Here is a 16,297-nt window from a genome sequence, read left to right as displayed (position 1 = left end):
GAATTACTATTATGAAACATTGATTGCAAAAAATTTTTGGGGGGAGCTTTTGTGAAGTTGAGGAAGACGCATGCCAAGACATGCGCCGTATTATTGAAAGAGCTTGAAAATGCTCCGCAACCTTTCAATCCAGAAAAATTGATTTTCAAAGGTGTAGGAGATCGAGATGTTTATAATATTTCAGCGCCGTTTGAAGATAAAGGAGAACTTGTGATTGCCGGTCGGGTAGAACCTCGGGATAGCGAGCACTCAGAAGTATACTTCTTTGTGAATCGTAACGGGGAATGGATACCGAGGGAAGGAGCGCCGGTATTTCCATTGCAAGACCCTTTTTTCACCAAAATTGGGAATGAATTAATCTTTGGTGGAGTACAAACCTTTCATCATCCAACAATCGAAGGTTCGCTTGGGTGGAGAACCGTTTTTTATAGAGGAACGAGTATTGCCGATTTAAAAGAGTTTGCTACAGGTCCGGATGGTATGAAAGATGTAAGGCTTATCGGGCTCAAAGACGGATCGATTGGCGTGCTGACACGGCCACAAGGGGAAAAAGGTGGGCGCGGCAAAATTGGATTTATCCGAATTCCGTCGCTGGATCATTTTACTCGTGAGGTAATTGACGAAGCCCCGTTGTTAGAAGGCCAGTTTATTGACGAAGAGTGGGGCGGGGCAAACGAACTGCACTTACTTTCTAACGGCCTCATTGGTGTGCTTGGCCATATCGCTTGTTTTGACGAAAAGGGAAATCGCCATTATTATCCGATGGTGTTTGTGTTGAATCCTGATACAATGGAGTTTTCCGATATCGAGCTGATCGCAACAAGATCTCATTTTTTAGAAGGTGCTTCTAAGCGTCCTGATCTTGTTGATGTCGTTTTTAGCGGCGGCTTGGTCCGCAAAGGGGACGGAACGGCTGATTTATATGCAGGTATTAGCGACGCAGAGGCACAAAAAATTACGATTGTCGATCCATTTATCAAATACGAAAGGGAAGAGTGTGTTTATACGAAGTGAAGCGACTTATAATTTCTCATTCCGAAAGTATACGTTTTGAGGCTGTCCCAAAAGGCCGGTAAAACGGCCTTTTGAGGACAGCCTCCTGCTTTTTATCTCACTTCATTCAGCGTCAAATAAAGGTTTCGATTCCCATATCGGCACATGCCTTCTGTGGCAGCTGGCGTTTTTGTGTCATTTGTCATTAGTCATATGAGTAGCGGAAAAAGTATCCGTATTGTCGTTGCCACACCTCTAATTCTAAATTAAAGTGGCACATTTAAGACTCCCGACTAGTCCCTTGTGAACTCGGGATCAGAAGTAAACTCCCCGGCGCAACGTTGCGCAAAAAGGGGCTCGGTTCGCCTACACTGTAAAGCTGCAAGTGATGCATAGCCCGGGTGCAGGCGGTGTAGAACAATCTGCGCAGGCTCTCATTGCCGTATACTTGCGCCGATGCGTTATAAATGATGACGGCGTCGAATTCAATGCCTTTGGCCAAATACGCCGGTATGACGACAATGCCTTGTTCATATTCCAGCGAGTCGCTCGTCACAAGCTTAATTTCTTCAACGTTGCTCAGTGCATCGTATGCGGTGGTGCTTTCCGCAGCGGATTTGCATATAATCGCGATCGTATTATACCCCTGATTCCGCAATTCTGAGACTTTGGAAGCAATGCAGCGGTGCAGTTCGGCCTGATCGGACACTCTCGTCAGCACAGGCTTATCGCCGTCGCGTTCAAAAGCAGTAATCCGTTCACCATCGGGCACAAGCCCGCGCGTAAATTCGACGATCTGTCTTGTGGATCTGTAGCTGCGTGTCAAGGTGATCACATCCGTTTCATCCGGTCCGTATAAGCTGGTAAGTGTGTGAAAATCGGTCGTTTCGCTGGCATGAGCGAAGATCGCCTGGTTAAAGTCGCCGAGCACGGTCATCCTTGCCGAGGGAAACAAACATTTCAAATACTCGAATTGAAACGGAGAATAATCTTGCGCTTCGTCTACAAGCACGTGTTTGATCGAGACGTTCGTCTGAAAGCCTTGAATCAGATCTTTCAGAAATAAAAACGGCGTTGCATCTTCGTAAAACAGTTTGCCTTCGTCTAGCATTTTCACAGTCAATCGGCAAATATTCTCCCACTCCTTGGGCGTTTCTCCCTCCATCCACAGTTTGATACGCGTTGGATCGGCGAAAAGCTGTTTGTATATTCCTTTAAAGTCAATGAAACGGAGTGTCCGGATTCGTTTGCGCAACGGTTTTAGCTTTTGGCGGACGATCAATTGGCCTAGCGCTTCAATCTCGTTCTCATAATTGTTTAACGATTCTCCTTTGAAGCGGCGTTTTTTCCGTAAATGGGTATGAGCCTTATGGTAATCTTCGTTGCTAAGCAGCTCGATTTCTTCCTGCACCCATGGCTTGGTCCGTTCAAGTTTCTCAGCTTTATCGATTTGCTTGTTTAGCCAATCCGTCAACTTTTCAAGTCTGTTATGAAAGCGGAGCGAGGTGTCGCTGCTATAAAACCTTTCCGCGATTTGTTGGGCGGTGACGATCGGTTTTCCTCTAAATAGAATATCTTTGAATAGCATGCCGGAGTATTCCAGCGACTTCCAATATGTTTTGATCGCCTCGAAAAAACGGGTCGATGCCTTGAATCGAATGCTCGCAATCCTAGTCCGGTATGAAGGGTCATCCGCTTCAGTCAGCACATATTCCAATTGTTCGTATGGACCCTCGACTTGAAATTCTTTGCTCAGCCGATGCTCCAAGTATTCCTGGAATGTGACCTGCTGCATATTCTCTTCGCCAAGTTCAGGCAACACATTGGATACGTAGCTATTAAACATCGAATTAGGTGAAAATAGAATGATTTGATCGGATTTCAGCCTGTCCCGATACTTGTAGAGCAAGTAAGCGATCCGCTGCAGGGCGGCAGACGTCTTGCCGCTGCCAGCGGGGCCTTGCACAATGAGCATCCGCCCGCGATCATGCCGGATGATCCGGTTTTGTTCCCGTTGAATGGTGGCCACGATGTTGTGCATATGTTTGTCTGTGACTCTGCCAAGCACCTGCTTTAAAATCTCGTCTCCAATGGTGAGACTGGTATCGAACATCGATTTGATAACACCGCCGCGGATGATATATTGCCATTTTTTCTCCAGCATGCCACGGATTACACCTCCGGGTGTAGCATATTCGGCCGGACCGGGAGGGTAATCGTAGTAGATACTCGAGATCGGCGCCCGCCAGTCGTAGATAAGGATGTTCTCTCCGCTTGTATCCGTGAGCGTGGAGATGCCGATATAGATTCGTTCAGCAGCGGAAGTTCCTTCTTCAGTGAAATCGATTCGGCCAAAATAAGGCACCTCCTGCATACGGCGCAGCGTAGACAACCTCTTGAAGGCGTGTCTGTGGGTGCTTTGGCTTACGGACAGGAGCTGAGCCTGTTGTCTCAAGCCGATGATCGTCTCCAGAAAATCGTCGAAAGTATCTATATTAACCTTGACGTCATCCCAAAAGTGTTTGCGGATATCAATCACTTCTTTCCGGCGCCGGAAAGTTTCATCTTCCAGCATGCGGATTTGCTCTGTAATTATCTTCATTATGCTGTCCAATCGTTCTTGCTCCTGCTGAAGTTCTTTATTCATATCAATCACTCCTTTAAAAATGAAAAATGGGGATTGACTGAAGGGAGGTTATGATGTATAATTAAAATGGGATATTTTTTATAATTTGTGGAACAAAATGTGTTTCTATACTAATTTATCATAGTTCCTCCATTTTATCAATGTATTTAACACTGTAGATGGTGTTGCAAAACTAGAGTAAAAACTCAAAATTATGCATAGGGTTGCAGTATAACACATGCAGCAAATATCGATGCAATCCATACCATCGCTGCACATCACCATGTCAAGTAGGTATTGAAAAAAGAGTATATTAAACTGCGGTCTTTTCTCGGTATTCAACCGGGAAAAGGCCGTTTAGTTTTTCTTGGAAACGACTGTGATTGTTAAAATGAATATACTCTTCTATCGTCTGGTGTGCTTGTTCAATGGTTTTTAGGCACACTAAATACAGCTTCTCTGTCTTTAAATGGGAGAAAGCTCCTGATTCCAAAATGTTCGCGGAGTTGCCGATAAGACCAGCTCTCCTCCCACTTCAAACGAACGGTTTCCCGTTTCTCGTATGATCCCCTTATAGTAGACTGAAAAAGAAGGAATGCACTGTTTACTATGAAGGGGATATTTTTATGGGCAAGATCAGGAAAACTTACAGTAAAGAATATATAAATTAGATGTGGTGAAGAAATATTGGGATGAGGGATGGACGAAGCGTAAAATCATCGATCAATTCCCCATTTCTTCTTCCCTGTACTCACTATAAAAATGAACGGACACAAAGGAGACGGCTGTATTTCTAGAGAATATCTGGCTGCGGCTGTTTAATAAGGTTTTTTATTTATTGGCTACTTGACAGGGACAAGTTTAAAAAAGATGTGTAGCACCATATCACTACGTTCGCGAAATCATGATCATCATTTAACTTCCTTAAAATGTGCTAAAGTCTATTTCTTGTCGTTTTTTGGCAATAACTGCGGGCCGCCACTTAAGCGGAGCGAAACAGCTTTGGCGGTGCGGGGGAGGAGAGGGTGTTTCTTTCGTGCAAGAGGGAGCGCTATTTCTGTCGATAGGTTTTTCGGACATATAGATAGGAAAACAGTGTATCCCCCTCGAACTATATAGTAGAAATATAGACGAGCTGGAGGGATCGCTGTTGTGTTTGCGGTGGATGAGACTGCTATTATTTTTGTTTTGCCTCTCCATGGTTGTGGGGATGGTGCTGCCGGTGCTTGCGGCAAAAAACGAGAGGCAGACGGTAGTCGTTACAGCAAAGGAAGTGAACGTTCGCCAAGGGCCGGGAATGTCGTACCGTTTGTTGGCAAAAGTCCACCAAGGGGAAACGTATCAGCTGATCGAGGAACGGGCCGGTTGGGTCAAAGTGCAAATGAAACGAAATCAAACGGGGTGGGTGGCGAAAACGTATACTAAGCTTGTTCTTGAGCAGGCGGTCTCTCAGGAAGATCGGTTGCGGGTGCGCCTCTCGCCTAGCCGTGATGGGCGTATCGTCGGACATTTGTCCAAGGGAGAAGTCGTCTCCGTGTTAGAAACGAACGGGGACTGGAGGAAGGTCGTCACCTCTTCGCTTATTGGCTGGGTTTCCTCTTCTTATCTCTCCTCGTATCATCGCAAGGAAGCGACGGCGAAAACTGGATGGGTAACGGCAGATTCGCTCAATGTGCGGGCGCGGCCGTCACTGACGGCGGAACGGGTTGGAAAAGTAACCTATGGGGAGCAGGTAACCATTACGGACAAGCAAGAAAATTGGTATCAAATCTTGATGAATAACGGCAAAGTAGGCTGGGTGTCCAGTGAATATATTTCTACTGCTTCGAAGACAGCGTCTTCTTTTGTGACCGTATTGTATCCTAATGTAAATATCCGTGCGCTTCCGTCCCTTGGAAGCCCTATCCAGGCGATGGCGCAATACGGTGAGCGTTACCGCGTGCTTGGGAAAATCGGCAATTGGTATGAAATTGAAATTCCAAAGCAGGGAATTGGTTATATTGCCGGCTGGCTTGTTTCCGTTGGCGTCGATGGCCAATCAGAGGCTAGCACATTAAAAGGAAAAACGGTCGTGATCGATGCCGGGCACGGCGGCAAAGACAGCGGCACCATTAGCAATACAGGGATCATGGAAAAAACGCTGACATTGCGGACGGCGCGGCTTCTAAAAGAAAAGCTGCAAACGCAAGGGGCAAACGTCGTTCTGACGCGCTCGAGCGATCGTTACGTTTCATTGTCTGAACGCGTACAAACGGCGTATCACTACCGCGCTGATGCGTTTATTAGTATTCATTATGATAGCGCGAAGGATCAACATGCCAAAGGAGCGACTGTATATTACTATGATATGTTTTCCGATTATTTGCTTGCGTTGTCGCTTGAACGTCCGTTTTCCCGCATGATGACGATTCCGTTCCGCGGGGTGAGCTTTGGAAATTATTACGTTCTCCGCGAAAACGAACTTCCGTCTGTATTAGTGGAACTAGGATATTTAAGCAATCCGGCAGAAGCGAGTATCGTGGCTGCAGAGCATTACCAGCAGGAAGCGGCAAACGCGATTGTCAATGGCCTTCGCAATTATTTTGAATGACGGATGAATGAAACTCACGAAGTGAATGTATTAAAGTAAAACTTTACAAAAGAAATGTGCCGTTTATATTCAAAATTAAGGAGAAACTAATGCGAATAGTTAGGATGAAGTCCTAGAATTGCGTAAAAAGAAAATGGCAAAAAGCGGTTTTATTTTTTCTCCAAGTTCAACAGCTGGGAGCGGAATTTTACACAATAACTAGGAATTGATTCAGCAAGGAAAGGCAGACGGCGGGCCGTTTTTCACGGGCTTTCATAGAGAGGTTGCCCGTTTTTTTATTTTTTCGAAATATTAAGATATATGAATAGGAAGGTTTATCACTATGTTTTACTTTTATTTACTCACATAGCATTCTTTTTCTTATGAATGCGATAATACAAGCATTTTTCTATATATTTTCATTGACGTAATTGCGAAAAAAATATAATATTAAAAAAGTCATAATTATATAAAAATAGAAAACCGGATAAAAAAACGGAGTTGGATAATTTTATTTTCAAAATATTTAAAATATACATGGAGGCATCTTAGATGAAGCGAAAAGATATTTTCTTTACGGGATTAATGCTTTTTGCCTTATTTTTCGGGGCAGGGAACTTAATTTTTCCGCCGTATCTTGGCATGGAAGCGGGGAAGGCGGTTTGGCCGGCGATTTTTGGGTTTGTCGTCACAGGGGTGAGCTTGCCCATTTTGTCTGTTGCCGCTATTGCGCTCACCAAAGGTGGAGTTCAATCGATTGGCAATTATGTTCATCCTCTCTTTAGTTTATGCTTTTCCATTACGGTCTATTTGGCGATTGGCCCGTTTTTCGGCATTCCGCGAGGGGCGAGCGTCACTTATGAAATGGGAATCAAGCCGTTTTTCAACGGGAATGGCAGCGCGCTTTCGCTGTTGCTATTTACTGTTATCTTTTTCGCAATGGTTTATTGGCTAAGCTTAAATCCGTCGAAGCTGGTCGACCGCATCGGGGAAATATTGACGCCGATTTTGCTTCTTTCCATTGCCGTTCTTTGCGTCACAGGAATCATCCAGTTGCAAAATCCGCTGCAAGCACCGACGGAAAAGTATGCTTCCGCTCCGTTTTTTAAAGGATTTATGGAAGGATATTTAACGATGGATACGATCGCGGCGCTCGCGTTTGGGATTGTCGTTGTGAACGCCCTGAAAGATAGAGGCGTGCATCAGCAATCGGCAATGGTAAAAGCGACTATTCAAGCGGGGTTAATCGCCGGAACGGGTTTGGCGTTAGTTTATATCGCGACGGCGTTACTTGGGGCGAGAATGTCTTTAAACGGCCCATTTGCCAACGGCGGGGATTTATTATCGAACGCGGCTGCGCTTTTATTTGGCAGCGGCGGGAAGCTATTGCTTGGCATCATTGTCGCTTTAGCGTGTTTAACAACCTGCATCGGGTTAACTGCGGCGTGCGCGCAATATTTTCATGAAATTACTCCAAACATATCATACAAAGCATATGTGACGATTATTACAATTTTTAGCTTGGTCGTTTCTAATTTAGGATTGAATCAGCTGATTTCGCTGTCCGTCCCAGTGTTAACGATGATTTATCCATTAGCGATTGTGCTTGTCGTTATGTCGTTTTTCCATCGCTTTTATAAAGGTTCGGCGAAAACGTATGGGATGGCCTTGCTGTTTACCGCCGTGTTCAGCGTATATGATGGTTTGAACGCGTTTGGCGTGGGGACCGAGTGGCTCGAGCCGTTGTTATCCTGGGTGCCGTTTTTCTCGGTTGGATTGGGCTGGGTAGTCCCTGCCATCATCGGGGCCATCATCGGTTTTGTGTTGGACAATATCGCCTTGAAGCAGCATAAGACGGCGTAAAAGACAGCAAGGGGGACAGACACGCCCGCCCCGACCGTTTTTCCTGCCATGAAGAGGGAAGGAGAGCCAGTCACAACAAGAAGTGAACGGCTCTTCTTTTTGTTTGTTAAAATCGAAAGCTGCCATTGCAGTAACAACCATAATTACATAAGTTGAACCTGCGCATTCTACTTCTTTGTGGGCCGTTTTTTCAACTACTGCTTATGCGTGCGAAGGCAAGTCACCGACTTGCCTCTGACAGTCGACATTTTTTGAAAAAAAGTGAAAAGAATGAAATATCGAGTTGCATTGATAATACATAGCTCCCCCGTTAGAAGAGAGATAGCAGGTTTCCCGCTTATTTTTTATTTTTCCCTTCTATTTTTACATATTTTTTTATAAAAAACTCAAATAAAATATCGATCAGAACGACGAGCGAGGAGCGGGCGGATACGTCATAGCCAGCGAATTGGGCGTGTTGTATATGAGCGCTCATGCTTTGGCGCGCCAGTCTGGTGAGCGTACTGTCAGCGTTATTCGTGATGGCGAGTGTTTCTACGTTTTTAAAGCGGATTTTTTCTGCAGCTTGTATGATCGTTTTTGTCTCTCCACTTGAGGAGATAAAGACGATGAAGTCTTTTGGCTGAATCATGTTCGGCAATAAGTCGATGATGTGGGATTCATACACATACGTGCTCGGTTTGTTCACTTGCATGAGAAGTTTGCTGAAATATTCTCCGATCATTTTCGACAAGCCGACGGCGACGATTAATACGCGGTTGGCTTGTAACAGCTTTTCACTAATTTCTTCTAAGTTTTTTCGTTCTAAGGAACGGAGTGTTTCGTTCAAATCCGCTTTGTACCGCGCAATTGTATCTTCTTCGCGGGGAATGAGCTGGCTGTCGATCGTTTTTAATATATATTTCAGCTCGGAAAATCCTTCAAGTCCGAGCTTATGGCACATTCGGACGATCGTTGCTGTGCTGACGTTGTTTTTCTCTGCCATTGTGGTGAGCGATTGCTGCTTCGCTTCTTCTAGATGCTCTTCAATGTAATATAAAACATGTTTTTCTGCGTACGTTAAATTTCCAATATATTTAGAAAATCGATCGATGATTTTCCCCATATATGGACCCCTTCGTTTCTGTGATGTTGCATTTATTATAGCACAACGTCCATGAATAGACCTGCCTTGTTTTCAATCAATATAGAGAACGGAAATCCCCCTCATGACAAAAAAGTATAAATGTTCGCGACATGTACAACTGCGATAGCCTATTCTATGTTACAACTAAAGTGAAACCGCTTTATCAGAGCGGTTCATCTCAACATATTGAGGGGGATATTACCGTGGAACTAAAAACGATGACAAAAGAGGAATTGATTCTTTTTGATATCGATCTCTCGCGTAAAGAAGAAGTGATACGTACCTTGGTTGACGCTCTTTTTGAAAGCGGTATCTTATCATCAAAAGAGGCATTTTTTCAAGCGGTGATGAAGAGAGAAAATGTTTCTCCGACAGGTTTAGAACGGGGATTGGCGATCCCGCACGGAAAATCGAGCGCGGTCAAGAAAGCGGCGTTTGCCGTTGCGCGTTTAGCCAAACCAGTAGAAGATTGGGAAAGTATTGATCCGAACAATAAAGTAAGGCTTGTCTTTTTACTCGCCATTCCAGAAACGGAAGCGGGAACGACACATTTAAATGTGTTGTCCGAATTAAGCTTGCGCCTTATGGATGCGAATTATTTAGATCGATTGATGAAGGCGAAAACCGCGAAAGAATTTATGGAAGCGTTAGATCAAGCGAAACAGCCTTCCGCGCGTGACGATGCGGCCTATGAAAAAACGGTGTTGGCCGTAACGGCTTGTGCGACAGGTATCGCCCATACGTACATGGCCGCGGAAGCATTGGAAAAGGCGGGGCGTGAGCTAGGAATTCGCGTATTAACGGAAAAGCAAGGGGCCAACGGAATTCAAGACGAGTTTACAGCAGACATCATCGAAAAAGCCGACGGGGTTATTTTCGCAACCGATGTCGCGCCGAAAAAGGTCGGGCGTTTTGCGGGAAAACCGTACGTACAGACGAGGGTAGCAGATCCGTTAAAAAACGCCAAAGGGTTAATTGAAAAAGTTCTTCACCAGCCGGATGGGGTGGTAGAAGCGCAGAGCGATGAAGTGATGCAAACAGGTGGCGACAAAAAAGGCGGAATTTGGCCAGAGATGGCTCAAGCTGTTCTTACGGGAATTTCCTACATGATTCCTGTCATCGTCGCTGCCGGGCTGATGATGGGGAGTGCGAAGCTTGGGGCTATGCCGTTCGGTTTAGTGAACGAAATTGGCGATGTCAAATACGCTACACATTCGAACGAGTTGCTTGTCATTCTCCACCATTTAGATCAGTTCGGTGGCATGATTTTTAAATTTATGTATCCTGTGTTTGCCGCTTTTGTTGCGTATGCGATCGCTGACCGTGTTGGTCTTGTTTCAGGATTTATCGGCGGTGCGTTCGCCGCTGGGCTGCATTATACGTTTTGGGGCATTGAAAACGGGGTGCCTTCCGGGTTTTTCGGTGCGTTAATTCTTGGGCTAGTTGCTGGTTATATTTCGAGATTTTTAAATGAACACATTAAGTTAAGCAAAAACTTCCAGGCAATGAAACCGATGCTCATTATTCCGGCGATCAGCGTGTTAGCTATCTTTTTCTTAAACTTTTACGTTGTTGATCCTGTTTTCGGCGGTTTGAATGAATTGCTTCGCAACTTAATTGAATCGGCACAAGATTCGGGTGAGCTCATTCTTTCAGCGATCATAGCGGCGGCAACCGCTTTTGATTTGGGCGGACCGATCAACAAAGCAGCAGGGGCGATTGCGATTGGATTGGCGGCCGATCACATTTTCCCGCTAACACCGCGCGTTTTGGCGATCGTCATTCCGCCAATCGGTTTAGGGTTGGCGACGATTCTTGATAAATATGTTGTTGGAAGACGGGTGTTTGATGAAAACTTACGCATTGCGGGGAACACGTCCTTGCTTCTAGGCTTTATCGCCATTAGTGAAGGCGCGATCCCATTTATGCTGCGCAACCCACTTATTACGATTCCGATTAATATAATCGGTGCGATTTTAGGGGCATGTACAGCGGTATATTTGGGCGCGGTTCAATGGCTTCCGCTTCCTGCGTTTTGGGGATGGCCGCTCGTCGACAACTTATGGGCATATTTAGTCGGTTTGGCCGTCGGCACGTTGTTTATCGCGTTTGCGAACATTTTCATCCGCTTCGCTTTACTGAAAAAAAGCGAACAATCGCAATAATGTAGACAAAAAAATATGGTTATGGGTCCATGTGCCCGTAACCATATTTTCTTCCTGCTTTTTTGTTTATTTCATTACATCAAGGAGGTACTTAACTCGTGAAGAAAAAACGCGTCTATGTCGTGCCCCATTCTCATTGGGATCGGGAATGGTACTTTTCTATTGAAGATTCGAACATTCTTCTTTCGGAAAATCTTGATCATCTTTTAAACGTTTTGGAACGGGATGAATCGTATACGGCGTATGTATTTGACGGTCAATCATCCATCGTCGAAGAATATATAAAAGTTCGTCCGGAAAATAAAGAGCGGCTCCAAAAGCTTATTCAAGCGAAGCGTCTCTTTGTCGGCCCTTGGTATACGCAAACCGATTCGCTTCTTGTACACAAAGAGTCGGTCATCCGCAATTTGCTTTATGGAACGAAGATTGCGAAAGAAATGGGCCATAGCATGGAAATTGGATATTTGCCGGATATTTTCGGGCAAAACGCATATTTGCCGTCCATTTTCCGCGGCTTTGGCATACAGTTTAGCATTTTGCAGCGGGGGATTTATACGGACCAGTTGCACGGAGATGTGAATTTTATTTGGAAGTCTCCTGACGGTCAATCGGTGAAGGCGAACCATATTTATCTTGGGTACGGACCTGGCAAGTTTTTGTCTTCTGACCGTGAATATGTGCAAAAGCAATTATTGCCGATGATTGAAAAATTAGAGGAAATGAATAAGCATTGTGATCATCTTCTATTGCCGGCAGGCGGTGACCAAGTGCTTGTCCGTGAACATTTCCCGAAGATGGTGGCGGAACTGAATGGCATCGATCCAGACCGGGAGTATGTTTTGTCCGATTATGAAACGTTTATGAGAGAAACATGGGCAGATGAATCGTTTCATAACGTTATTGAAGGAGAATTGCTTGCCACGGAGCAATCGCGTATTCATCATACGATTCGTTCGCAAAGATATGATATAAAGCAGATGAACGCCATCGTCGAGCATAAACTGTTGCATGTGCTCGAGCCGCTTGCGGTCATCGGTCAAACGTTAGGGTTAAACTATCCGAAAGCTTGGCTCGATCAAATGTGGAAACAATTGTTTGATGTGCACGCCCATGACAGTATCGGGGGATGCAACTCGGATGAGACGAATGAGGCGATTCTTTTCCGTTTGAAAAAAATTAATCGCATGGCAGATAGCTTAATGAATGTCGTGAAAAAACAAATTGCGCGCGCTATTAGCAACAAGCTTGGAAAAGAGAACATATACGTTTTCTTCCATACACAGCCGCGGACATTTTCAGGAGTAGTGAAAGGAGTTGTTTTTACCAAAAATCCGCACTTCCAAATCATGACGACAGACGGAAAACCAGTTCAAGCGGAAATGATCGCGCAGCGGCATTTGTCGGGAGGAAAAAAGATTGTCGTTACGGCTGAAGGAGAAAAAGAAGTAGCGCTTCCTGGATATTACCGGACGGAAATCCAGCTTCATGTGAAAAACGTCCCGCCACTTGGATATTGTACGTATGAAATTATCGAAGGACAGACCGATTTAGAAAAACGGGTACGCGTGGAAGAGAAATGGATTGAAAATGACTATTTTGCCGTGTCGTATGAACAAGGGACGTTGATGTTAACCGATAAACGGTCTGGCGAAACGATTCGGCACTTTTTCCGATTGGAAAATACGGGCGATGCGGGCGATTCGTACGATTACTCACCGTTGGAAGGGGACGAGCCGATTTATCTGGAGAAGGCCAAGCTCCTTTCGGTGGAAAAAGGCTGTTTGACGGAGACAATGGTCGTCCAACATACCGCTAAAACTCCTGCGAATCTTACAGAACGAAAAGCAAACGTGAAATCAAGTGAACTAACGGTGGTGACTACGTTCGAGCTGCGCAAAGGGGAAGCGTTTGTGCGAGTCCGCCATGAGGTGGAAAACAAGATGGAAGACCATCGTCTGCGCGTGCTGTTAAAAACACCAGTGGCTAATCCGAAAACATCGTTTGCTGACCAAGGATTCAGCTTAGTCGAGCGTTCGGTCGACAATCCGTATTTGGCGAATTGGAGAGAACGAAACTTCGCTGAAGCGCCAGTACCGATTTATCCGTTGGAGAACGTGGCGGGAGTGCATGATGATCGTTTCGTATTTGCCGTGATCACAAAAGGGATAAAGGAGTATGAAGTGTTAAGCGAAACGGAAGAATTTGCCTTAACGCTATTTCGCAGCGTCGGATTGTTAGGAAGAGATGATTTGTTATGGCGGCCAGGTCGGGCTTCGGGAATTAATAACCAAGTCGTTTATACGCCAGATGCGCAGTTGAAAAAGAAGCTTGACTTTGAATATGCGATTTACGCGGCGAAGGAAAAACGAGACCCGAAACGAATTTTTGCGCTTATCGACGCTTACCGCGGTCATTTTGCGTCCTATCAATTGCAAACGTTGAACACATTGGAAGAGCGGCTTGACCGCTTTGAAATTCCGTATCCGATCGAGCGGGTGCCAGAACAATTTTCATTGTTGGAAATTGATAACGATGCTATCTTTATGAGCGTTTGTAAACAGGCGTATGATGATTCAGCGATTATTGTGCGTCTCTTTAATCCAACATCGGAGCCGCAAACATTTACGGTAAAAAGCCCGTATGTACTATCCATTGTCGAGACAAATTTAGCGGAAGAAGAGATATGCGAAGTGACTGAAAGCTGCCGCATAGACGCGAAAGGATATATTACATTGAAGTTAAAGGTGATGAGAGACAATGAAAAAATGTGATGTAATGACACAAGTAGAACAAAAGTTGAAAGAAATATATGGGCAGGAATACAAAGAGGAATATGCAACGGCATTCCGCTCTTTCATCGAGCGTTGGGAAGCAAAGCAATGGAGAAAAAACGAGTCGCTGTCGGAGAAGAATGTTTATTTAATCACGTATGGTGACAGCATTTTTGAAAAAGGGAAACCGACGTTAGATACACTACATCGATTTTTGAAAGAGCAAGTAGGCGATATCATTACGGACGTCCACTTGCTTCCGATGTTTCCGTATACGTCCGATGACGGTTTTGCAGTGACGGATTATCGGAAAATTCATCCGAAGCTTGGCGATTGGGAACAAATTGAAGCGATGGCGGCGGATTATCGTCTCATGTTTGACTTTGTCGCCAATCATATTTCGAAATCGAGCGAATGGTTTCAGCGGTATTTAGCGGACGATCCGAAATATGAGCATTATTTTATCCCGAAAGATCCGTCTTTTGATACAAGCAACGTCATTCGTCCGCGCACGACACCGTTGTTTCATGAGTATCAAGGGATTCATCGGGTGAAGACGGCTTGGACGACATTTAGCGAAGACCAAGTAGATTTGAATTTCCGCCATTTTCCTGTTTTGTTAGAAATGACTGACATTTTGCTTGAGTATGCACATAAACACGGCGCGAGCATCCGGTTAGACGCAATCGGATTCATTTGGAAAGAGTCTGGTACAAGCTGCATGCACTTGCCGCAAACGCATGCAATTATTCAGTTATGGCGTCTTCTTCTCGACTATTTTCAGCCGAACACGAATATCATTACGGAAACGAACGTGCCGCACGATGAAAATATTCGTTATTTTGGTAATGGGACGAACGAGGCTCATATGGTTTACCAATTTTCTTTGCCGCCACTCGTGTTATATACGTTTACAGTCCATCATTCTCGCAAGTTGACAGAGTGGGCGAAAACGATTGATAAAGTTTCCGACAGCGCTACGTATTTTAACTTTTTAGCGAGCCACGACGGAATCGGCATGCGTCCGACAGAGGGGATTTTGACGGAAGAAGAGAAACAGCTGCTTGTGGACAAAGTATTACAAAACGGCGGGAAAGTGTCGTATAAAACGGACACGGATGGCAGCCAATCTGTATATGAGCTGAATATTAATTATTTTGACGCACTTATCAACAAAGGTGTCGATGTGACCGAGCAGCAGCAAGTTCAAAAAATGCTTGCGGCCCATGCGATTTTGTTATCGGTCATCGGTGTTCCGGCGATTTATTACCACTCTTTGCTCGGCTCGCGCAATGATTATAAAGGGCTGGAACAATCGGGAATCCCGCGCCGAATTAATCGCGAAAAATTGGAGTACAACCAAATTGTTCGTGAACTACAAACGAATTCTCGGCGCCGCGCGATTTTCCATGGGTTGAAACGGATGATCGCCATCCGCCGCACACAATCGGCATTTTCTCCGTACGCCCCGCAGCAAGTGATCGAATTAGGCGATCACGTATTTGCTGTAAAAAGAACGAACGAACAGACAGGCGACTCGATATATTTTGTCGTCAACGTAACACCAACCGAAGTTGCTGTCGATTTAGGAGCAAGCGGGGAAGATTTATGGACGGGAGAAAAAATAAACAAGTTGCTCCGCTTGCTTCCGTATCAGTTTGTGTGGGTGAAGGAGAAATTGTCTTAAAGGCAGACAAGTATAAAAAGAAGTCAAGCAAGGGAGCCAGGGTCTAAATGGCCCTGGTTCCTTTTCTTTTAGGAATGGTGGTGATCGTTTGTGGATACTATTTCGAGTGGCTTCAAGACGATGGCGTAATGGAGGAGAAACGGAAAGACTCGCACGGAAAGGGCTTTTCGCATGTTTTTGTGGGGAGATAAACATTCGAACTCTTTAAGCGGCTAAATGAGAAAGCTCTTACACAAGTAGAACCTTAAGATAAAAAGCAAATTTCGAAAAGTTATATATTTTGTATAATATGGCTGGAGACTGTTTCATCTCATTGATATGTTTTACAAACAAAAGAGAGAGCACCATTGCTCTCCCTTACATAATAAGAGCGTTCCGACGAGGCGGTGAGCTTTTTGGCTTTTGTCAGAGCTTACTACGTCTAGGGATGAACAGCTCTTTTTTTGTTTGTTAGAATCGAAAGCTGCTATTGCAGTATCGTAATAACGGAACATCAT

8 protein-coding genes and 1 pseudogene are annotated in these 16,297 nt (G+C 44.9%); 6 read left to right on the top strand and 3 right to left on the bottom strand.

Going from position 1 to position 16,297, the window contains the following annotated elements:
- The first annotated feature begins 51 nt into the window (after window positions 1–51).
- On the top strand, window positions 52–1,014 hold the full coding sequence (locus tag MWM02_RS18365; protein WP_064552741.1) for an MTP-1 family protein: 963 nt from the start codon (window positions 52–54) through the stop codon (window positions 1,012–1,014).
- 259 nt (window positions 1,015–1,273) lie between these two features.
- On the opposite strand, the gene helD is transcribed toward MWM02_RS18365, so the two are convergent.
- Window positions 1,274–3,640: an RNA polymerase recycling motor HelD gene (helD, locus tag MWM02_RS18360; RefSeq protein WP_244402647.1), complete on the bottom strand. Its 2,367-nt coding sequence runs from the start codon at window positions 3,638–3,640 to the stop codon at window positions 1,274–1,276.
- Window positions 3,641–3,932: 292 nt separating this feature from the next.
- A pseudogene (locus MWM02_RS18355) lies at window positions 3,933–4,097 on the bottom strand (IS3 family transposase); the annotation flags it as partial.
- 672 nt (window positions 4,098–4,769) lie between these two features.
- Between MWM02_RS18355 and MWM02_RS18350 the strand changes: the two are divergent.
- The gene (locus tag MWM02_RS18350; protein ID WP_244402646.1) at window positions 4,770–6,209 is read left to right on the top strand and encodes an N-acetylmuramoyl-L-alanine amidase family protein; all 1,440 of its coding nucleotides are present in this window, start codon (window positions 4,770–4,772) and stop codon (window positions 6,207–6,209) included.
- 531 nt (window positions 6,210–6,740) lie between these two features.
- Window positions 6,741–8,051, top strand: a complete 1,311-nt coding sequence (gene brnQ / locus MWM02_RS18345) for a branched-chain amino acid transport system II carrier protein (RefSeq protein ID WP_064552735.1) — start codon at window positions 6,741–6,743, stop codon at window positions 8,049–8,051.
- Between the two features lie 337 nt (window positions 8,052–8,388).
- On the opposite strand, the gene MWM02_RS18340 is transcribed toward brnQ, so the two are convergent.
- Window positions 8,389–9,156 (bottom strand): MurR/RpiR family transcriptional regulator, encoded by a 768-nt coding sequence (locus tag MWM02_RS18340; RefSeq protein ID WP_064552734.1) that lies wholly within the window; start codon window positions 9,154–9,156, stop codon window positions 8,389–8,391.
- Window positions 9,157–9,380: 224 nt separating this feature from the next.
- On the opposite strand from MWM02_RS18340, the gene MWM02_RS18335 reads away from it, so the two are divergent.
- The 3 genes from MWM02_RS18335 (at window position 9,381) to MWM02_RS18325 (ending at window position 15,800) form a co-directional block, all read left to right on the top strand.
- The gene (locus MWM02_RS18335) at window positions 9,381–11,342 is read left to right on the top strand and encodes a fructose-specific PTS transporter subunit EIIC (RefSeq protein ID WP_244402645.1); all 1,962 of its coding nucleotides are present in this window, start codon (window positions 9,381–9,383) and stop codon (window positions 11,340–11,342) included.
- Window positions 11,343–11,440: 98 nt separating this feature from the next.
- A complete protein-coding gene (locus MWM02_RS18330) occupies window positions 11,441–14,113 on the top strand; it encodes a glycoside hydrolase family 38 N-terminal domain-containing protein (protein ID WP_244402644.1) in 2,673 nt (890 codons plus the stop codon).
- Window positions 14,100–15,800, top strand: coding sequence for an alpha-amylase family glycosyl hydrolase (locus tag MWM02_RS18325; RefSeq protein ID WP_244402643.1), 1,701 nt, complete (start codon window positions 14,100–14,102; stop codon window positions 15,798–15,800). The genes MWM02_RS18330 and MWM02_RS18325 overlap by 14 nt, the downstream gene beginning before the upstream one ends.
- Window positions 15,801–16,297: the final 497 nt, after the last annotated feature.

Source organism: Parageobacillus sp. KH3-4 (assembly GCF_022846435.1).
GTDB lineage: Bacteria > Bacillota > Bacilli > Bacillales > Anoxybacillaceae > Parageobacillus > Parageobacillus thermoglucosidasius_A.
Note: the sequence above shows the minus strand (reverse complement) of the source record. Positions and strands in the feature narration are given on the sequence as shown.